This window comes from Terribacillus aidingensis, assembly GCF_040703035.1.
GTDB lineage: Bacteria > Bacillota > Bacilli > Bacillales > Amphibacillaceae > Terribacillus.
Genome location: NZ_CP159996.1, coordinates 1,265,938 through 1,286,243, shown reverse-complemented (window position 1 = coordinate 1,286,243; position 20,306 = coordinate 1,265,938). Strand labels below are relative to the sequence as shown.

The following is a 20,306-nucleotide window of genomic DNA, read 5'->3' as shown; positions in this document are numbered from 1 at the left end:
GTTTTTTTATGAAGGTCGCTCTATTGTATCTGGTTCCACAAGCTCATAGCCTTTATCTTTTAAGCCTGTCACAATGTCTGGTACAGCTTGAGCTGTCCATTCTCTATCATGCATGAGGAGATTGGCTCCATTGCCTAGCAGTTCCGTGTTTACCATGATATCCGCTAAAGCATCACTGTCCTGATACTGGCTTTCCCAATCGTATCCATAAGTCCAGTTCATCACCGTCATTCCCTCATCTTCAGCCAGCTGTCTGCTGTAGTCTGTATTCTCTCCAAACGGAGCTCTGAAGAATTCAGGTTTTTCTCCAATGATCTCCTCGACTTCTTCGTTCACTATGAGAATTTCCTCTTTTACTTCTTCGTCGGTCAGATCATTCAGATTGGCATGACTGTATGTATGGTTCCCGATTGCAAACCCCATGTCATGAATTTTCTTCAATGTTTCCTTTTCTTCATCAGTTGTCAAAAAGTGACCGTTCACGAAAAATATTGCTGGTGCATCAGCTTTCTTCAACGATTCAGCTATTTCAAGCGCATGTTTGTCGGGAGCGTCATCAAATGTCAGAAGTGCGACCTGCGGTTCAGCATCGTCAATCGGTACAATAGAAGAGACTTCCGAAACTTTATATTGCGGTTCTTGCTGTTCCTCCTGTTTCTCGTCAGCTTCCTGCTGATCTGCATTTTTTTCCGCAGTTTGTTTCAGTTCAGAAGTAGCACCCTCCGTACTTGCGGCTTGATTTGACTCAGTACTCGTCTGCTCCGAGCTGGCACAACCGCTGATCAACACGCCGGATAGGCAGAGGAGCATGGGAAATACTAAGAATCTCTTCACTAGAAAAACCTCCACTTTTACATAATACTGCCATTATAGAGGAAAGTATTGGAGTTGTAATGCAAGAAGATCGTATCGTGTCGAGTTTAGTAGAAATGTACTGGTCATGGTTTACTAATTTGTCGGAATGGGTAGGAACTTGAAGTAGAGGTTGTTATAATGGTCATTTACGCAAATTATACGAGCTTTAAAGCAGAAAGGATTGTTTTATGAAGAAAACAACAAGCGTTTTTTGGTGGGGTATGGGAATAGTCATTGCTTTCTTGATTTGGGGAAGCATTCCAGAGTCTCTACTTCCAAACGGAAACGTAAATAATGTAACAACTGTAATTCAAGATTTTCTTGTCGACCGTTTTGGCTGGTTCTACTTAATAACTGCTACACTTCTATTAGGTTTTGCATTTTTCCTTATTTTCTCTAAGTATGGAAAAATCACATTAGGTAAGCCAGACGATGAACCGGAATATAGTTACATATCTTGGTTCGCGATGCTATTTAGTGCTGGTATGGGAATCGGCTTAGTATTCTGGGGAGCATCTGAACCTCTTAACCACTTTAACTCTCCTCCAAGCGTGGTCGATGAAGCAAGAACTGCTGAAGCTGGTACGACCGCCATCTCCTATAGCTTTTTCCACTGGGGTCTGCATCCCTGGGCAATATACGCTACTCTTGCTTTGGCAATTGCCTATTTCACCTTCCGCAAACGATCAAGTGGCGGTGTGATTAGTGCAATCTTGGAACCGGTATTCGGAAAACGTGTATTTGGTCCTCTTGGAAAAGTAATCGATATAATTGCTGTATTTGCGACAATTTTTGGTGTAGCTACTTCACTTGGTCTTGGCGCAATACAAATTAGTGGCGGGATTTCTTATCTATTCGAAGGCATTGAACCGACATTCACCACTGAGTTGCTTATTATCGTAATTGTTACTGTACTATTTATTGGTTCAGCACTCAGCGGCCTGGACAGAGGAATTAAAATTCTTAGTAATGCTAATATAATCTTTGCTGTTTTGCTAATGCTCGCTGTACTCTTGCTGGGACCAACTAATTTTATTCTTGATTCCTTTGTCACATCGTTTGGACAATACGTGCAGCATCTTCCTGAATGGAGCTTGCGTTTAACGCCATATGATACAGATAACTCCTGGATTGGAGATTGGACATTGTTCTATTGGGCATGGTGGATTGCATGGGCACCATTTGTCGCAACTTTCATTGCCAGAGTATCAAAAGGACGTACAATTAGAGAATTCGTTACTGGTGTACTTCTTGTTCCGACCATATTTGGCGCAATATGGTTCGCTGTTTTTGGATCTACAGCAATCAATATGGAATACTTCCAAAACATCGATCTGTTTAGCGACATTTCAGCACTTGGTGAAGAAGTAGGATTGTTCGCTATGCTGACACAGCTTCCTGGCGGTATGATTCTTTCGGTATTAGCATTGCTGCTAATAGCGACTTTCTTCATCACTTCCGCAGACTCTGCCACATTCGTTTTAGGTATGCAGACTACGAATGGTGATCTGAATCCTTCTAAGTCAGTGAAATTGATTTGGGGATTGGTTCAGTCCGCAACTGCTGCAATACTATTGTGGGTTGGCGGTGAGGACGGTTTAGGCGCATTGCAGACTGCTTCGATTATTGCTGCCTTTCCATTTGCGATCATTTTGATTTTAGTCGTTATATCGCTTATCATTACCCTAAAAAAAGAAGCACAACGTTTGAATCTGGATAACACACCAAAACAACCTACGAAAAAGACAAGGGATTAATTCCCCTGTCTTTTCTTTTGGCAGGATTTTTTTAGTATTTTATCGAACTTTAGTCTGCAGAAGAGGTGATTTAATGGAAGAAATACAAGCTGCCATCATACAGGCTAGAGGAAGTATATATGAAATAGGTAAGAAAACGGCTAATGTTTATTCTAAAAACCCGATTCTCCAGCAATTCAGCCAGTTTTCTTCTCAGAAATCAGATTATGAAGAAATTAAAGCTTTGTTTTCACAGTATGCCCCTCATTTAATAGATGAACTGCAGGGTTTGGCAGATGGCTTGAGTGTGACGCTAAAGGACGCGGCTGTACAATTCAGTGGCTATAATATGCCAAGGCAGCATGCTCTTGGCTGTTCCGCTTATGTTGATCAGTACCACTACGTACGCAATTATGATTTCAGCCCCTCCCTTTACGATCATTGCCTTAGTTTTATAGCGCCAGAAGAGGCATATGGATCGATTGGGTATAACCTGCAGATAATTGGCAGACATGATGGGGTAAACGAAAAAGGATTGACAATAGGTCTGCACTTTGTCAGTAATCAGGGATACCGAAAAGGCCTATCTGCTTGGACTGTTCTTAGAATTGCTCTTGATACGTGTGAAACAACTCAGCAAGTCATTGATCTATTCAAAGAGCTTCCGCATGCAGCTTGCTACAACTTCTCAGTTGGAGATGCAAATGGTGCACACGCTGTCATTGAAGTCATTCCTGAGAAGGTTTGCGCCCTGTCTTCAAGTGCAGGTTTAAACTGTGTCAACCACTTTAAGCACGGCGATTTAAAAGCTTTTAATCGACAAGATATGACGAGTTCCGCAAAACGGGAAAATTTCCTTCTGAACACCAAGACCTCCACAATGTCTCAGCAGGAATTATTTGATTTATTTTCTGATCCCGCTTCTCCCCTTTTCTTCGACGACTATAATCGGCTGTTTGGTACTTTACATACCTTTGCTTACTCTTTTAAAACCAAACAATTAATGACGGCATTATCTCGAGGTAAACGGCTGGAACTAAACATAGAGGATTGGTTTACTGGCAACAACTTAAAACTAGACCGATTATATGGAGAAATAAAAAAAGAGCCTATCCCTGAGGGATAGGCTCTCTCTTATTATTTTACGATATGGATAGGTGTACCGATTGCAACTTCGGCAGCTTCCATAGTGATCTCACCAAGAGATGGGTGAGCATGGATTGTAAGTGCAATATCTTCAGCTGTGATTCCAGATTCAACCGCAAGGCCAAGCTCAGCAATCATATCGCTCGCGTTAGGACCAGCGATTTGAGCACCAAGGACAACACCGTCTTCTTCACGAGTGATAAGTTTCATGAAACCATCACTGTCGTTAAGAGATAGTGCACGACCGTTTGCAGCAAACGGGAATTTAGCAGCTTTTACTTTGTAGCCAGCATCTTTAGCAGACTGCTCTGTATGACCTACAGAAGCAAGTTCAGGCTCAGAGAATACTACCATCGGAATACCATTGTAATCGATAGCAGATGGTTTACCGCTGATTGCTTCCGCTGCGATCTTACCTTCGTAAGATGCTTTGTGAGCAAGTGGCGGGCCTTCTACGATATCACCGATTGCATAGATGTTCTCGATGTTTGTACGGCATTGCTCATCGATTTCGATAAGACCGCGGTCAGTCATCTTGATTCCTACTCCTTCCAAACCAAGTTCGGAAGTGTTCGGGCGACGACCAACTGTTACAAGTACATAATCAGCATCGATAGTTTCTTCTTTACCTTTTGCTTCATATGTTACTTTTACGCCGTCAGCAGTTTCTTCTACGCCTTTAGCCATAGCTTCAGTAACGATGTTTACGCCTTTTTTCTTCAGTTTACGGGAAACAAGTGATGTCATTTGTTTCTCGAAACCGCCAAGGATATCTTTCAATCCTTCTAGGACAGTAACTTCAGTACCGAAGTTAGCATAAGCAGTACCAAGCTCGATTCCTACGTAACCGCCGCCGATAACGACTAGTTTCTTAGGAATTTCTTTAAGGTTAAGAGCACCTGTTGAATCCAGAACACGATCAGTGTACTTGAAGCTAGGAAGCTCGATTGGTGTAGAACCAGTTGCGATAATACAGTTGTTGAAAGTGTAAGTCTGAGAGCTCTTCTCATCCATTACTTTAACAGTGTTTTTATCTACGAAGTAAACTTCACCGCTGACTACATCTACTTTATTACCTTTTAATAGACCGCCAACACCAGATGTAAGCTTGTTTACAACACTAGCTTTCCATTCTTGTACTTTAGAGAAGTCTACTTTCGCACCTTCAGTAGAGATACCAAGATCTGCATCACCATGAGCGTATTCCACTTTGTGGCCAGCTTGGATCAATGCTTTAGAAGGAATACAGCCGACGTTTAAGCAAACACCGCCAAGGTTTCCTTTTTCTACTACTGTTACTTTTTGCCCTTCTTGTGCAGCGCGGATGGCAGCTACATAGCCGCCAGGTCCCGCACCTACCACAAGAGTATCTAATTCGATTGGGAAGTCTCCTACTACCATTTATTATCCCTCCATCATGATTAGTTGTGGATCAGCCAATAGACGTTTCAAGTGGTTCATTGCTGTTTGAGCAGTTGCACCATCAACGATTCTATGGTCGAAGCTTAGAGAAAGTGCAAGCACTGGAGCTGCAACGATCTCGCCGTCTTTAACGATTGCTTTTTCAGCAATACGTCCTACACCTAGGATAGCTGCTTCAGGGTAGTTGATTACCGGAGTAAACCACTGACCGCCTGCAGAACCGATGTTAGAAATAGTGCTGGAAGCACCTTTCATTTCATTCGGAGCAAGTTTTCCATCGCGAGCTTTAACAGCAAGCTCGTTGATTTCCTGGGAAATAGTAAAGATGGATTTGCGATCCGCATTTTTTACAACTGGTACAAGAAGACCTTTTTCAGTGTCAGCTGCGATACCGATGTTGTAATAATGTTTTGTAACGATCTCGTCTGTCGCATCATCGATGGAAGAGTTCAAGATCGGGAAGTTTTTCAATACAGAAACAAGCGCTTTGGCAACGTATGGAAGATACGTAAGCTTGATTTCTTTTTCAGCTGCAACAGCTTTGAATTTCTTACGATGAGCAACAAGCTCAGTTACATCTACTTCATCCATCAACGTTACGTGAGGAGCTGTAGTTTTAGAAGTAACCATCGCCTTAGCGATCGCACGACGGATACCGCTCATTTTCTCTCTGGATTCAGGGTATTCATCACCAGAAACAACTGGAGCAGATGCTTTTTGTTCTGCAGCAGGCTCTTTAGCAGCTTCAGCTTGTGGAGCAGCTTTCGCAGCGCCGCCGTTTTTGAAGCTGTCGATATCTTCAGCTAGTACACGGCCGCCTTTACCAGAACCAGATACTTGTTTGATGTCTACGCCTTGCTCACGAGCATATTTGCGTACAGAAGGCATTGCGATGATTAGATCGCCAGATGGAGCTTCGCCAGCTTCAGCTTTAGGGCCTTCTTCTTTGATTTTTTCAACAGTTTCGTTGGATTCCGTACCATTAGCTTGGATGGAAGTCTGTTCTTGCTCAGCTGGAGCCGGAGCATCTCCGCCATCAGCATCGCCAGCTTCGCCGTCGAAAGTGATAAGTGTATCACCAACGATTGCTACTTCACCTTCACCTACAGAGATCTTGCTTACTGTACCCTCGTAAGGAGATGGGATCTCTACAACTGCTTTATCGTTTTGGACTTCGCAAAGTACGTCGTCCTCTGCTACTGTGTCGCCTTCTTTGACGAACCATTTTACGATTTCACCTTCGTGAATACCTTCACCGATATCCGGCATTTTGAATTCGAAAGCCAAAATAATTACCTCCTGATTCTGCTATTAGAAATTGATTACTTCGTTTGCTTTTTCCACGATGTCGTTATGGTTTGGAAGCCATACTTCTTCTGCTTGTGAGAAAGCAAATACAGTATCCGGTGCAGCGACACGCATTACTGGTGCTTCAAGATGAAGGATAGCACGCTCTTGGATCTCAGAAATCAAGTGAGCTGCAATACCAGCTTGACGCTGTGCTTCCTGCACTACTACAACACGGCCAGTTTTCTTGACAGATGCAAGAACTGTATCAAGGTCGATCGGGCTTACAGTACGCAAGTCGATAACCTCAGCAGATACATTGTTTTTCTCAAGTTCTTCTGCAGCTTTCAAAGAAGCTTGTACCATTGCGCCATAAGCGATCAATGTTACATCAGTACCTTCACGTTTAACAGCAGCTTTTCCGATTTCAACAGTGTATTCCTCTTCAGGAACCTCTTCACGGAATGAACGGTAAAGTTTCATGTGCTCAAGGTAGATAACTGGATCGTTGTCGCGGATCGCAGAGATCAAAAGACCTTTTGCATCGTAAGGGTTGGATGGGATAACTACTTTAAGGCCAGGCTGTTGTGCCATAAGTCCTTCAAGGGAATCCGCATGCAACTCAGGAGTATGCACACCGCCGCCGAATGGCGCACGGATTGTAACAGGAGCGTTTTGCGTGCCGCCGGAACGGTAGCGCAAACGAGCCAATTGTCCGCTGATTGCGTCCATAACTTCGTATACGAAGCCAAAGAATTGGATTTCAGGAACTGGACGGAAGCCTTCGATCGCAAGACCTACAGCCATACCGCCGATTGCAGATTCTGCAAGTGGTGTATCGAATACGCGGTCCTCGCCGAATTCAGCTTGCAGACCTTCAGTAGCACGGAATACGCCGCCGTTTTTACCAACGTCTTCCCCGAAGACCATAACGTTTTCGTCATTCTTCAGTTCCGTACGGAGAGCATCAGTGATTGCTTGGATCATTGTCATTTGTGCCATGACTTACTTCGACTCCTTTTCTTTGTACACTTCCAATTGTTCTTCAAGGTTAGAAGGAAGTACTTCGTACATGTTGTTAATCAAGTCGGATACTTTCATTTTCGGATAGTTATCCGCATCTTTGATCGCAGCTTTGATTTCTTCTTTCGCTTGATCGATCACTTTGTTTTCTTCTTCTTCTGACCATAGGCCTTTTGCTTCCAAATACTTGCGGAAACGTACCAATGGATCTTGTCTTTCCCACTCAGTATCCATTTCTTCTGTACGGTAGCGAGTTGGGTCATCACCAGCCATTGTATGCGGGCCGTAACGGTAAGTAAGTGTTTCGATCAAAGTAGGACCTTCACCGTTGATCGCACGCTCACGAGCTTGTTTTGTAGCTGCATATACAGCAAGTACGTCCATGCCGTCTACTTGGATTCCAGGAATACCAACTGCAACTGCTTTTTGTGCCAACGTTTTCGCTTTAGTCTGTTTCTCACGTGGAACAGAGATCGCGAAATGGTTGTTTTGTACAACGAAGATAGCCGGTGCATCATATACTGCTGCAAAGTTCATACCTTCGTAGAAGTCTCCCTCAGAAGTACCGCCGTCACCTGTGTAAGTGATTGCAACGGATTTCTTGCCGCGGCGTTTCATACCTAATGCAACACCAGCTGCTTGAGTATACTGAGCACCGATGATGATCTGCGGGCTTAGCGCGTTCACACCTTCAGGGAATTGGTTTCCATGGAAGTGACCACGGGAAAATAGGAATGCTTGATAAAGTGGAAGACCGTGCCAGATAAGCTGCGGTACATCACGGTAACCAGGCAAGATGAAATCTTCTTTCTCCAAAGCGAAATGCGTACCAAGCTGGGACGCTTCCTGACCTGCTGTAGGAGCATAGAATCCTAGTCTACCTTGTCTATTCAATGCAATGGAGCGCTGATCAAGGATGCGCGTATACACCATTCTGTGCATTAATTCCTTCAATTCTTCATCTGACAAATCCGGCAAAGCTTCTTCGTTTACAACTTCGCCATTTTCGTTAAGGATCTGAAGCATTTCAAACTGTTCTTCAATACCTTCTAGCGTACGTTTCAAAGCTAGTCACCTATCCTTCCTAGAACTATATTTACTGTAATAGCCTTTCCAAAAACACTGGAAGTACCACAATAGTTTACTGTACCCGCTGCATCCCCTCGTTTAACCGGTTACAACAGAAGTACACAAAACTGTTACATAAATCATGATAACAAATAGTGATACAATTCATGTCCTGTTATAGTTTAGCTTATCTTGCCGGAAAACGTCAACAACTTAGATTAGATATTGCTGATAATTTATGAAAACGGTATTAAAGAAATCTTCGCAATTCTCTAATCCTCAACTGTACTACACAATATGTTAACACTGTATCAGTACAATTAAAAAAACCCTTTTCACTCTGGGAAAAGGGTTTCTCCTTATTCGTTCTCTACATTCAGACCCGCAGCTTCATAAAACTGCTGTTTTTGCTCATTAAATGCCTCTGTCTGAGTATTGAACTCTTCATTGGCCGATTTGATTTCTTCATAACCTGCATTAATCTTTTCGATTTGGCTGGTTAATTCATCCTGCGTAATGTCATCTTGCTGGAACATGTCATACAGTGTATTATCATCATCCAGCACTTTCGTATATGCTTCATGGAGTTTGTCATATGCACTGTAACGTGCTTCCATCGTTTCATATAGTGTCTGTGCCTTCTGCTTTGCATCATCGTTTTCCAGCTCATCAATGATAGAATCCACTTCCTCGAATTCAGCTTCCGCCTCATCCAAGCTCTCTTTTTCTTTCGCAAGCGCATCTTTACGCTGTCCGATCACGTCGATTGCTTCCTGGGATTTACTCTTGATTTGATCCAGTTCATCTGTGCCCAGCTGCAAAATCTCATTATATAAGTCCTGTTCTTTCTTTTCCAAATCTGCCAAAGACTCTTGCTGTTCGACATATCCTGATTCCAGAGATACAGTTTCCTCCAAATGATTGTATACCTGCTCCTCCGGCGACGCATTATTACATGCAGTGAGTCCCACAGCGCTCCCCATCAGGAGTATGCCTAATCCTAACTTGCGCAAAACGTATCCTCCTCTGCCATGTTTCCCACAGCTTCTATGTATTCCCCTACATTGTATACCAAACAGAAAATTCGTGAAAGAAATACGATAAACGAGTCCTCAAACTTGTTCTTGTGTCAGACAGACATTCTTGTGATACACTATAGAACGGAAAAGTAACAGTGCAAGGAGTGATCAGCATGATTACCATGGAAGATATTATCCGTGAAGGCAATCCGATTCTAGAGCAAGTTGCAGAAGCAGTGGAACTGCCTGCATCGGAAGAAGATAAACAAACATTGACAGATATGCTCGAATACTTGAAAAACAGCCAGGATGAGGACATTGCGACGAAGTATGATCTGCGTCCCGGCGTAGGACTTGCGGCACCACAAATCGGCATTTCCAAGCGCATGATAGCTGTCTATTTCGAAGATCCTAATGGTACCTTCTATGAATACGGTCTTTTTAATCCGAAAATCGTCAGTCATTCTGTCGAACATACGTATTTGATGAGCGGTGAAGGCTGCCTTTCGGTTGATCGTGAAATCCCTGGGTATGTACCTCGGTATTCCCGGATAACAGTTAAAGCTGTCACATTGGAAGGTAAAGAAGTCAAACTGCGCCTGAAAGGCTATGCAGCTGTTGTCTTCCAGCATGAAATCGATCATTTAAACGGAACGATGTTCTATGATCGAATTAATAAAGAGGATCCTTTCGCACAGCCGGATAACTCTAAACCGATTGAATTATAAAAAATGCGCACTCTCGCAGAGTGCGCATTTTTTTATATCAACCCAGCCTCTTTCAGGCCAAGCGCAAGTCCGTCTTCATCCACATGGGCGGTCTGGATGTCAGCCAGCTCCTTCAATTCCGGCACTGCATTCCCCATCACAATACCAGTACCGGCAAATTCGATCATCTCCAAATCATTCAATCCATCTCCGCAAGCATAAGACAATTCTACAGAAAGATCCGCCGCCTCAAGTAATTTCATGACCCCGATTTTCTTGGAACCATCACCAGGCAGGACATCACAGGAAAGCGGATGCCATCGAATGAACCGGACATGGTTATGATGGGAGGAATATTCTTCTTGATCATCTGCCTCACAAAATAGAAGCGCTTGGTAAATTGGTTCATGATGGAAATAGTCTTTATCAATTTCCGGATATGTAAACCCAAGAGACGCCAGGCTGTCACGCACAAATTCATTATCCGTTTCCGAAGCCTTCATGATCGTATCTCCCATAAACACCATTGCATGCTCTTTCTCGGATGCTTCATCATACAAATGCAGCAAGTGCTCCCTTTTGATTGGATTACGATAGATGACTTCATCTTCGAAAACGACGTACTGACCGTTATAGCTTACAAAAGAATTAATACCAAGCTCTTTGCGGATTTCCTCAAACATGAACGGAGCCCGCCCTGTCGCAATTGCAACGTAATGACCATTCTCCTTCAATGCCTGAACAGCTTCTTTTGTTGCCTGAGGAATTTCACCCTTTGTGTTCAGAATAGTGCCATCGATATCAAGGAATACGATTCTTTTCTCCATAGTACATCCTCCTCCTAGTCGTTCCTGCCCTTGCATCTTTCTTCTCTACTTCTTATAATCGAGTATAAGTTATGCAGGTTCGTCGAAAAATATCTTTACATGAATCCCAAGAGAAAACAACCATCCCTTCCTTTTATCGGCAGTTTTTTTGAAAGTATGCTGTGTTTTTGTTTTCATCTTAGCGTTTTCATACTATACTGTAAGTAAGAGGGATTGGACGGGTAAACGTTTTTTCTTGCTTTTCTCGAAACGAAAGGAGTTGCTTCGTGTGCTCAAGCGTTTGAAGGAAAAGTTAAAGAAACGGTGGAAAGATTTATTTGGCCAAAAACGACGAGTGCCTACTACGTGCGGACAAGATCTAACTGAATAGCAATACGCCAGCAATTCGGTTCTTAAACAGACTTGCTCCGTTCGTTATGGATATAAAGCAATTGTCAACCATAAGAATAGGAGAGATAGATATGGTATTTAAAGTATTTTATCAGGAAAACCCATCCGAAATTCCTGTACGCGAGCGTTCCAAAAGCTTGTACATGGAAGCGGAAAGTGTAAGACAGGTACGTAACACATTAGCAGATCGTGACATCAACATCGAGTTCATCCAGCCGCTCGATGAAGCGCATCTTGCATATGAGAAGCAATCCGAAGATTTCAAATTGGAGCAAGCGAAATGAAATTCGTAAAAAATGACCAAACAGCTGTTTTTGCCATCGGCGGACTCGGAGAAATCGGCAAAAACATGTATGGGGTCCAATTCCAGGATGAAATCATCATCATCGATGCAGGAATCAAATTCCCTGAGGACGAGCTTCTCGGCATCGATTATGTTATTCCTGATTTCACTTACATCGTACAAAACCAAGACAAAATTAAAGGCTTGTTCATTACTCACGGTCACGAGGACCACATCGGCGGCGTACCTTACCTCTTGAAAGAAGTGAACATTCCGATTTATGCAGGGAAACTTGCAATGGGAATGATCAAAAATAAATTGGATGAGCACGGCCTCTTGCGTAATGCCAAGCTTAACATTTATGGGGAAGATGACATCATCAAGTTCAGAAAGACTTCTGTCAGCTTCTTCCGTACAACACACAGTATTCCAGAATCGTTCGGTGTAGTCGTCAAGACCCCTCCTGGCAACATCGTGCATACTGGTGACTTCAAATTTGATTTCACTCCAGTCGGACAGCCAGCTGACATAGCTAAAATGGCTGAAATCGGTAAAGAAGGCGTACTTTGCTTACTATCCGACTCAACTAACAGTGAAGTACCAGGATTCACCATGTCTGAACGTGTTGTTGGTGAAAGTATCAGCGATATTTTCAGACGTGTTGATGGCCGCTTGATTTTCGCTACTTTTGCTTCCAATATCCATCGGTTGCAGCAAGTAATTGATTCAGCTGTGAAAACAGGTCGTAAAGTTGCCATTTTCGGAAGAAGCATGGAAACGAACATCAACCTTGGTATCGAACTTGGATTCATCAATGCACCGAAGGAAACATTCATTGATTCGCATCAGATCAATCGTCTGCCAGCGAATGAAGTTGTTATCCTATGTACGGGTTCACAAGGTGAACCGATGGCTGCACTTTCTCGTATCGCCAACGGAACACATCGTCAGATTCAAATTCAGCCTGGTGATTCGGTTGTCTTCTCGTCTTCACCGATTCCGGGTAACGCAATCAGTGTTAGCCGTATCATCAATATGCTATATCGTGCAGGAGCTGATGTTATCCATGGCGCATTGAATAACATCCACACTTCCGGTCACGGCAGTCAAGAAGAACAAAAGCTAATGCTTCGCCTGATGAATCCGAAATACTTCATGCCAATTCACGGGGAATACCGCATGCTAGTAGAGCATATGAAACTTGGTAAGCTTACTGGTATTAGCGAAGAGAATTCATTCATCATGGATAACGGAGATGTACTGGCATTAGGCAAAGATAGTGCTGCCATTGCAGGTAAGATTCCATCCGGTTCCATTTATGTGGACGGCAGCGGTATTGGTGATATCGGTAATATCGTATTACGTGATCGCCGCATTCTTTCCGAAGAAGGGCTGGTCATCGTTGTTGTCAGCATTAATATGAAAGAATTCCGCATCGCTTCCGGTCCGGATATCATCTCTCGCGGATTTGTATACATGCGTGAATCAGAAGACCTTATCAATGAGGCACAAAAAATCGTTTCTGCTCATTTGAATAAAGTGATGGAAAGAAAAACAACACAATGGTCTGAAATCAAAAATGAAATTACAGATACAATTGCGCCGTTCTTGTTCGAAAAAACAAAACGCCGCCCAATGGTACTTCCTATCATCATGGAAGTATAATAAAAAGCCTGAGCTTATCGCTCAGGCTTTTCTTATTTCAATAAGCGTTTTACTGACTCCTTCATATTCGGGAGCTCTATTTTCCCGGTGGAGAAGAATTCTTTTATCAGATATTCGGTATATTTCACAGCCTGCTGGTAAGAAATTTTCCCTGGCAGCGGCGCCATATCTTCAATCACCACATCAATAATCGCTGGTTTATCGGAGAGGAATGCTTGCTTGATACTTGTCTCCAAGTCTTCGAATTTTTCCACTCGGTAGCCCTCGCCTCCGCAGGATTGACCAAATTGAGCAAAATTCATTTCTCCCATATCAATTCCGTAGTTGGATGAACCGATCGTCGCTTGTTCGAATTTGATTAAACCAAGCTGACTGTTATTAAGGACGATCACTTTCACTGGCAAATCGTATTTTACCGCAGTGACAAAGTCCTGCATATTCATGCTGAAGCCGCCGTCCCCGCATATGGCTATTGCTTGCTTATCGGGATATGCCATTTTGGCAGCAATTGCTCCAGGCAGTCCGCAGCCCATCGTTGCAAGTCGTCCTGAAACAACAAAATCCTGCTGTGTCAAAGGTAAATACCGCGTAGTCCAAACAGTTACATTTCCTACATCGGATGAAATGACAGCATCTTTATCCATATTCTTTTCTAAAGCATACATAATTTGCGGAGGCTGGATTGGTGATTCCTCCCTTTTCTTCTGGAGTTGAAGCTGTGTATGCCATTCTTTCATTTTAGCTTGGTATTTTTCGATATAATCCGTCTCAGCCTTTTCCTCGGCAGCCATTGTCAACTCTTCTAGCACTTCTTTTGCATCCCCAGGCAAACCGACCTCTACAGGATAGATACTTCCAATTGCGCTTGCCTTGTTATCAATTTGGATTGCTGGCAGATTGTCCGGCAAGAACGAACGATACGGGAAGCTGGTACCAACAAGCAGCAGCAAATCCGCTTCATTAATCGCCTCATAAGATGGTGTAGTTCCTATCTGCCCATGCTGCCCCAAGCAGTAACTATGATGGTCAGGAATGATCCCTTTGGCCAGAAGGCTTAAAATAATCGGAGACTTGATATGCTCTGCAAATGTAAGCAGCTCCGTACGAGCGTGTTTTGCCCCTTTTCCCGCTAAAATTATCGGTTTTTTTGCTTTATTGATCAATTTGACTGCTTCCTCAAGATCTTGCCTAGCAGGAGCAATTCTTGGTTTTGCATAATTGGCAGATGTTTTACCGGGCTTTTCCGGGTGCTTCTCGGCGAATAGATCATCGGAGACTACAAGAACACTGACTCCTGAATTGGCATATGCTTCCCGGATTGCTTGATTCAAAAGATCAGGCAGCTGTTCAAATGATTCTGCCCTTTCATTGAAAACAGCGACGTCTTCAAACATCTGCTCCAGTTTTACTTCCTGAAAAGCTCCAGTACCCAGCTCATTGCTAGGCACTTGTCCGACGATAGCTAAGACTGGTGCTTTGTCTTCCCGCGCATCATATAATCCATTAAGCAAATGGACTGCTCCAGGTCCTGCAATCGACAGACATACCCCAAGCTTACCGGTAAGCTTGGCATAGGCAGCAGCAGCAAGTGCTCCGGCTTCCTCGTGACGGACTTGAATGAATTTTAATTCGTCCTCTTTCTTATGTAGATCACTGATGAATTCATTTACCGAATCGCCAGGTATGCCGTATATATGATCTACACCCCAATCGACTAATTGGTCAGCAAGGACTGCTCCGGTTCTTCTTTCAAACATGATAACATCTCCCGTTTCATTTTTTTACTCCTTTTATATGTAACCTTTTTAAGACATGAGAAAACCCAAACAGTTCAACTGTTTGGGTTAAGGGTTCAATCATCTGCTAGAGAACGCTCAAAGCGTGCCAAATCACGATCTGCACCAATGACAATCAAGACATCTTCAGATTCAAGCTCCGCATCTGGCGAAGGGCTCACGTTTATATCACTAGCCTGCTTTATAGCGACTACGTTACAGCCATATGCAGCTCGGATATCAAGCTCTATGAGAGATCTGCCAGCCATTTTCTTACCTGCACGCACTTCTACGATGCTATGTTCATCACTGAGTTCCAAGTAATCGAGAATGTTGTTGCTAATTATTTTATGGGCGATTCTTCTTCCCATATCACGTTCCGGATGAACAACATGATCGGCGCCTATTTTGCTCAGTACTTTTTCATGGTAATCATTTTGAGCTTTGACAGTTATCTTCTTAATACCAAGTTCCTTAAGCATTAGTGTTGTTAGAATACTCGCTTGGATATTCTCACCAATTGCCACAATCACATGCTCGATATTACGGATACCGAGTTCTTTTAATACTTGTTCATCAGTCGTATCTGCAATCACAGCATGAGATGCAATATTACGAAATTCATTTACTTTATCCTCTTCGATATCAATGGCCAGCACGTTGAATCCTTCCCGGCTCAATTCCATACAGATGCTGCCTCCGAAGCGGCCTAATCCGATTACTGCAAACTCTCTCTTCATCGTTCTTCCTCCACTATCTTATAAACTAATCCTAGTCTATCACAAACAGTCAAGGTTGTATTATTTCTTTCCTTTAACATACTCTGCATCGAATAGGAACATCCGCATGACGAGTATCAATGATGGAATCAGCATGAGTAAGCCTCCTGCAAAAGCAAGCAGAAGAGCCGTGCCCATTTCCGGAAGTGTAGCGTCAGCTGTCACTTGGATTTGATCATACAGTATATACGGCATATGACCGATTCCATAGCCTAAAAGAGCAAAGAAGAATTGCAGCATCACACATATGAACGACAGTCCATAGTTTCTTTCTTTGTAAATGAAATAGACAGCAGCTAGGAAAAATAGAATCGATAAGCCGAACATCCACCATAAATCGAGCATGTTATTATAATGCTCCGGATTTTGTCTGCTGATTGCGATGAACGCCGTTAAACTGGCAATAATCTGCGGAGCAGACCAGAAAAGCGCATATGAACGCAATATTTTCCTTGCAGGTTCATCCCCTGCTTTATTGGCATAATAAGTCAGGAAGTTGGCGCTGATATACAGTACAGAGACAATGGCCAAGAATACGACCGCCCATGAGAATGGGTTTGTAAGCAGTTCTGTATAGCGTAAATGAATACTGCCACCCTCCTCGCGTAAAAAGCCACCTTCTGATATCGTCAATCCTGTTGAAATGGCAGCTGGTATTAGTAAACCGCTGGCACCATAAAGAAACGTGTACAGCAAGCTGCTGCGTGAGCCGTAATTCTCAAAGGCATAAAAGGAACCCCTTATACCAATCAGGACGAGAATGATTGATCCTGGTATAAGCATGGCGGATCCGTAATAATAACCGGCATCCGGAAAGAAACCGGCCAATCCATAATAGAAGAAGATAAAGAATACATTCGTAATCTCCCAGACAGGAGATAGATAGCGGGCAATCAGACGGTTTAAGATATGGTCTTTCTTTGTCTGCTTGGCATAGTAAGCAAAGAAACCGGCCCCAAAATCAATTGAAGCGATAATCAGGTAGGCAAACAGGAAAAACCATAAGGCCGATAGCCCTAATACTTCGTAGCTCATCGCTGATCACCTCCAAATAACGTATCTGGGAACCGCTGTTCCCATTCTTTCTGAATTGGATTTTTCTTATAAAGTCTGACAAGTATCAGTGTGACAAATGTTCCGAGCAGTACGTATAAAACTAGGAACATGGCAAAGGCATAATGCACATATGGTGATGAGACTGCCCCTTCTGCAACTCGCAAGTACCCGCGCATAATCCACGGCTGCCGCCCGACCTCTGCATAAATCCATCCGAACTCTAGAGCAAGCAAAGCAAATGGAGCGTTCACTACAATTGCACGTAATAACCACTTATTGTACTGATCTCTCTTCTTCCAGAACATGAACAGAAGGAAAAGCATACTAATCATAATGCTGTATGCTCCTAAAGTGACCATTAAATCAAACATATAATGGATCCACAAAGGAGGTATCAGATCTGCATCCACCCTGTCCAAGCCTATGACCTCACTATTGAAATCACCAAAAGACAAGAAGCTTAGAATCTTCGGTAGATGGATCGCACCTTTAATTTCATTGTCTTCTGTTAACCTTCCGAAGAGGATCAAGTCTGCCCCCTTCTCCGTTTCAAAGTGCCATTCAGCCGCTGCCAGCTTTTCAGGCTGATAAGTGGCTAGAAACTTAGCTGATGTATCTCCCGCGATAGCTGTGAATATAGAAAACACCAATGTCACAATCATCGTCAGCTTTAAAGCTTTCTTATAGTATTTGTTATTCCCGTATTTCAAGATGAAGAATGCTGTAATTGCAGCAAGTATCGCGGCGCTGGTCATATACGAAGAAGTCAGCACATGAAACACCTTAGATGGTGTTGCCGGATTCCATATTGCTTTCAGCGGCTCGACCGACGTGATCGTCCTGCCTTCGAGCGTAAATCCTTGCGGCGTATTCATGAAGGCATTCACACTAGTGATGAACACAGCACTCATCCCGCCGCCGATGATGACTGGCAGTGAAAGATACCAATGCGTATATCGTCCTTTAAAACGATCCCACGTGTAAATATAAGCACCAAGAAAAATAGCTTCAAAGAAGAATGCAAAAGTTTCCATAAATAAAGGCAGACTGATGACATGACCTGCAATTTGCATGAATGTCGGCCACAGAAGAAACAGTTGCAAACCAATTGCCGTACCAGTAACTACTCCGACAGCTACAATAATAACAAATCCTCTTGTCCATCGCCTTGCGAGCAAAATATAACTCGGATCTCGCTTCCGGATACCGACATATTCGGCAGCACTGATCAATAATGGAACACCAACACCGATTGTCGCGAAAATAATATGGAAGACAAGCGTCATGGAAGTAAGCATCCGGGCTAAAATGACACTATCATAAGCAAACAATGTGTATCCCTGCTTTCTGTAAAGAATTAGTCGCTTCACTTGTTATGCCCAGCGGACAGAAAATTACCCAAAAGAAAGAGCGCATCTCCAGAGAGATACGCTCTTTCTTATTTTTCGTCTGATTGGAATTGTGTTTTTACGAGTTCGTAATATTTGCCCCTAGCATCCATCAACCTCAAATGGTTTCCTTGTTCCAAAATACGGCCTTGTTCCAGCACAATGATATTATCTGCTTCCCTTATTGTGGATAGGCGATGAGCAATCATAATAGCTGTGCGCCCTTGGAGCAAGGTTTTCAAAGCATGCTGTATTTTCAGCTCAGTTTCCGTATCAATACTGGCAGTGGCTTCATCAAGGATGATGATTCGCGGATCAGCTAACATAGTCCGTGCAAATGACAGGAGCTGCCTTTCTCCAGCTGACAGGATATTTCCTCGTTCTTCCACTTCCGTTTCATAACCATCAGCCAAGCGCTGGATGAAATCATCCGCTCCGACAATGCGTGCAGCTTCTTTCACTTGTTCGTCCGTTGCTTCCGGATTACCAAAGCGGATATTCTCCATAATCGTACCAGAGAAGACGAATGTATCCTGTAAGACGACACTGATTTGCTGTCTTACATCCTGCAGCTTCACATCTCGTAAATCCTCGCCGTCTATTTTCACCGCCCCAGCGGTCGGATCATAAAATCTGCTGATCAAGTTCGCGATAGTAGATTTCCCTGAACCCGTATGGCCGACGAGTGCAACCGTTTGACCTGCTTCCATATGCAAATCGATTTCGTGAAGTGCGATTCGATCAGAATTATAGGCAAACACAACTTTCTCGAAACGGATATCTCCCTTAATACTTTGGAATGGCTTCGCATCCTTCCGATTCGCGACATTCGGTTCTTCATCGAGAAACTCGAATATACGTTCAGAAGATGCCATCGCTACAAGCAGCTGATTATAAATCTGTCCTAAGCGGGAGATTGGCTCCCAAAACATCCCTAAGAAGAAAGCAAAGGTAACGAAAGTACCGATTTCAATCTGATCAGATAAAATCAAATGAGCACCATATGCGATCAGAATAACTGTACCGACAGCATTACTCATCTCAACGAAAGGTCCAAAATACGCACTCTTTTTCGTAGCAATTCGTTCACTTTCAAAATTATCCCGGTTAAGCGCTTCGAAATAATCTGTGTTTTCCGGCTCCTGGGCATAAGATTGTGTGACACGGATGCCTTGTATTGCTTCATTCAAATGTGAATTCATGCGTGATTTTTGCATCCTTACTTGCTGCCAGGAGCGCCTGATGCTTCTTCTGAGCCTCGTTGAGATAAAGAACATGAGTGGCAGGATAATGAGAACTGCTATTGCCAGCTTCGGACTTAGGAAGAACAATATAGCTATGATACCGATCAGCATAACGGAATCGGTCAATAGGTTGATAATTCCGTTTGTGAACAGCTCCTGCAAGGAGTTAATATCATTAAGAACCCGAACAAGAATGGATCCAGCAGACCGGGTATCGAAAAACCTATGCGACAGATGCTGGATATGACTGAACAACGTTTTCCGCAAATCGTAAATGACATGCTGTCCAAGGATGTTCACCCATTTGATCCGCAGTATATTGGCAACATAGTTGAGTACATACAGTAATCCGATACCAGCTACCAGATAGATAAGGAAGCGGATATCCCCTGATGCGATAGCCATATCAATCGCAACTTTACCGATAAGAATTGGAATGAGCAAACGGATTAGTGTGGACAGCAGCATTGTAATAATCGATCCTGGCAGAAGTGTCCTGCTGTATGGTTTCATAAAGCCAAGCAGCCGCCTGATTTGACCCCAGTCGAAGGGCTTCTCCATTGCCTGATCCTGTGAATAATGAAATCTGTTTGTATGCTTTTTCTTAGTATATTGCAGGTTTTCCATAGTCTCCCC

17 protein-coding genes are annotated in these 20,306 nt (G+C 43.3%); 5 read left to right on the top strand and 12 right to left on the bottom strand.

The features are described from left to right. Positions 1–6: 6 nt before the first annotated feature. Positions 7–834, bottom strand: coding sequence for a polysaccharide deacetylase family protein (locus tag ABXS78_RS06895; RefSeq protein ID WP_366249474.1), 828 nt, complete (start codon positions 832–834; stop codon positions 7–9). 209 nt (positions 835–1,043) lie between these two features. Here ABXS78_RS06895 and ABXS78_RS06890 point away from each other — a divergent pair, with 209 nt between their 5' ends. Continuing rightward, the gene (locus ABXS78_RS06890; protein WP_366249473.1) at positions 1,044–2,612 is read left to right on the top strand and encodes a BCCT family transporter; all 1,569 of its coding nucleotides are present in this window, start codon (positions 1,044–1,046) and stop codon (positions 2,610–2,612) included. 73 nt (positions 2,613–2,685) lie between these two features. Further along, a complete protein-coding gene (locus ABXS78_RS06885; protein ID WP_366249472.1) occupies positions 2,686–3,717 on the top strand; it encodes a C45 family peptidase in 1,032 nt (343 codons plus the stop codon). A gap of 11 nt (positions 3,718–3,728) precedes the next feature. On the opposite strand, the gene lpdA is transcribed toward ABXS78_RS06885, so the two are convergent. From lpdA to ABXS78_RS06860, 5 genes are all read right to left on the bottom strand, one after another. After that, complete coding sequence (gene lpdA / locus ABXS78_RS06880) at positions 3,729–5,138, bottom strand: dihydrolipoyl dehydrogenase (protein ID WP_366249471.1); 1,410 nt, start codon at positions 5,136–5,138, stop codon at positions 3,729–3,731. Positions 5,139–5,141: 3 nt separating this feature from the next. Further along, the gene (locus ABXS78_RS06875; protein WP_366249470.1) at positions 5,142–6,446 is read right to left on the bottom strand and encodes a dihydrolipoamide acetyltransferase family protein; all 1,305 of its coding nucleotides are present in this window, start codon (positions 6,444–6,446) and stop codon (positions 5,142–5,144) included. Positions 6,447–6,470: 24 nt separating this feature from the next. Then, positions 6,471–7,448 (bottom strand): alpha-ketoacid dehydrogenase subunit beta, encoded by a 978-nt coding sequence (locus ABXS78_RS06870; protein ID WP_095222984.1) that lies wholly within the window; start codon positions 7,446–7,448, stop codon positions 6,471–6,473. 3 nt (positions 7,449–7,451) lie between these two features. After that, positions 7,452–8,495, bottom strand: a complete 1,044-nt coding sequence (gene pdhA, locus ABXS78_RS06865) for a pyruvate dehydrogenase (acetyl-transferring) E1 component subunit alpha (protein WP_170937536.1) — start codon at positions 8,493–8,495, stop codon at positions 7,452–7,454. A gap of 401 nt (positions 8,496–8,896) precedes the next feature. After that, on the bottom strand, positions 8,897–9,550 hold the full coding sequence (locus tag ABXS78_RS06860) for a YkyA family protein (RefSeq protein ID WP_366249469.1): 654 nt from the start codon (positions 9,548–9,550) through the stop codon (positions 8,897–8,899). Positions 9,551–9,729: 179 nt separating this feature from the next. Here ABXS78_RS06860 and def point away from each other — a divergent pair, with 179 nt between their 5' ends. Next, entirely contained in the window at positions 9,730–10,284 is a 555-nt protein-coding gene (def, locus tag ABXS78_RS06855; protein WP_095222983.1) for a peptide deformylase, read from the top strand. A gap of 32 nt (positions 10,285–10,316) precedes the next feature. Here the strand turns inward: def and ABXS78_RS06850 are convergent, their stop codons facing one another. Continuing rightward, the gene (locus ABXS78_RS06850) at positions 10,317–11,090 is read right to left on the bottom strand and encodes a Cof-type HAD-IIB family hydrolase (protein WP_366249468.1); all 774 of its coding nucleotides are present in this window, start codon (positions 11,088–11,090) and stop codon (positions 10,317–10,319) included. A gap of 461 nt (positions 11,091–11,551) precedes the next feature. Here ABXS78_RS06850 and ABXS78_RS06845 point away from each other — a divergent pair, with 461 nt between their 5' ends. Together ABXS78_RS06845 and rnjA are read left to right on the top strand one after the other, a co-directional pair. Continuing rightward, positions 11,552–11,764, top strand: coding sequence for a DNA-directed RNA polymerase subunit epsilon (locus ABXS78_RS06845; RefSeq protein ID WP_095222981.1), 213 nt, complete (start codon positions 11,552–11,554; stop codon positions 11,762–11,764). Beyond that, entirely contained in the window at positions 11,761–13,428 is a 1,668-nt protein-coding gene (gene rnjA / locus ABXS78_RS06840; protein WP_095222980.1) for a ribonuclease J1, read from the top strand. The genes ABXS78_RS06845 and rnjA overlap by 4 nt, the downstream gene beginning before the upstream one ends. A gap of 32 nt (positions 13,429–13,460) precedes the next feature. Here rnjA and ABXS78_RS06835 read toward each other — a convergent pair whose 3' ends face one another. The 5 genes from ABXS78_RS06835 to ABXS78_RS06815 all read right to left on the bottom strand — a co-directional run bounded on the left by ABXS78_RS06835 (position 13,461) and on the right by ABXS78_RS06815 (position 20,297). After that, positions 13,461–15,185 carry a pyruvate oxidase gene (locus ABXS78_RS06835; RefSeq protein WP_095222979.1) on the bottom strand — a complete coding sequence of 575 codons (1,725 nt, stop codon included), beginning with the start codon at positions 15,183–15,185 and terminating at the stop codon, positions 13,461–13,463. A 95-nt stretch (positions 15,186–15,280) separates the two neighbouring features. Beyond that, positions 15,281–15,943, bottom strand: coding sequence for a TrkA family potassium uptake protein (locus ABXS78_RS06830; RefSeq protein WP_095222978.1), 663 nt, complete (start codon positions 15,941–15,943; stop codon positions 15,281–15,283). 60 nt (positions 15,944–16,003) lie between these two features. Then, positions 16,004–17,017 carry a cytochrome d ubiquinol oxidase subunit II gene (locus ABXS78_RS06825; protein ID WP_366249467.1) on the bottom strand — a complete coding sequence of 338 codons (1,014 nt, stop codon included), beginning with the start codon at positions 17,015–17,017 and terminating at the stop codon, positions 16,004–16,006. Next, a complete protein-coding gene (locus tag ABXS78_RS06820; protein ID WP_366249466.1) occupies positions 17,014–18,369 on the bottom strand; it encodes a cytochrome ubiquinol oxidase subunit I in 1,356 nt (451 codons plus the stop codon). Before ABXS78_RS06820 ends, ABXS78_RS06825 begins: the two co-directional genes overlap by 4 nt. Positions 18,370–18,476: 107 nt before the next feature. Further along, on the bottom strand, positions 18,477–20,297 hold the full coding sequence (locus ABXS78_RS06815; protein WP_366249465.1) for an ABC transporter ATP-binding protein: 1,821 nt from the start codon (positions 20,295–20,297) through the stop codon (positions 18,477–18,479). Positions 20,298–20,306 lie beyond the last annotated feature (9 nt).

Excerpts from the sequence above, each read along its gene's own strand:
- ABXS78_RS06815 (WP_366249465.1), bottom strand. The coding sequence starts at position 20,297 with ATGGAAAACCTGCAATATACTAAGAAAAAGCATACAAACAGATTTCAT.
- ABXS78_RS06890 (WP_366249473.1), top strand. The coding sequence starts at position 1,044 with ATGAAGAAAACAACAAGCGTTTTTTGGTGGGGTATGGGAATAGTCATT.
- pdhA (WP_170937536.1), bottom strand. The coding sequence starts at position 8,495 with ATGCTTCAGATCCTTAACGAAAATGGCGAAGTTGTAAACGAAGAAGCT.
- ABXS78_RS06870 (WP_095222984.1), bottom strand. The coding sequence starts at position 7,448 with ATGGCACAAATGACAATGATCCAAGCAATCACTGATGCTCTCCGTACG.
- ABXS78_RS06885 (WP_366249472.1), top strand. The coding sequence starts at position 2,686 with ATGGAAGAAATACAAGCTGCCATCATACAGGCTAGAGGAAGTATATAT.
- lpdA (WP_366249471.1), bottom strand. The coding sequence starts at position 5,138 with ATGGTAGTAGGAGACTTCCCAATCGAATTAGATACTCTTGTGGTAGGT.
- ABXS78_RS06830 (WP_095222978.1), bottom strand. The coding sequence starts at position 15,943 with ATGAAGAGAGAGTTTGCAGTAATCGGATTAGGCCGCTTCGGAGGCAGC.
- ABXS78_RS06825 (WP_366249467.1), bottom strand. The coding sequence starts at position 17,017 with ATGAGCTACGAAGTATTAGGGCTATCGGCCTTATGGTTTTTCCTGTTT.
- ABXS78_RS06850 (WP_366249468.1), bottom strand. The coding sequence starts at position 11,090 with ATGGAGAAAAGAATCGTATTCCTTGATATCGATGGCACTATTCTGAAC.
- ABXS78_RS06835 (WP_095222979.1), bottom strand. The coding sequence starts at position 15,185 with ATGTTTGAAAGAAGAACCGGAGCAGTCCTTGCTGACCAATTAGTCGAT.
- def (WP_095222983.1), top strand. The coding sequence starts at position 9,730 with ATGATTACCATGGAAGATATTATCCGTGAAGGCAATCCGATTCTAGAG.
- ABXS78_RS06845 (WP_095222981.1), top strand. The coding sequence starts at position 11,552 with ATGGTATTTAAAGTATTTTATCAGGAAAACCCATCCGAAATTCCTGTA.
- rnjA (WP_095222980.1), top strand. The coding sequence starts at position 11,761 with ATGAAATTCGTAAAAAATGACCAAACAGCTGTTTTTGCCATCGGCGGA.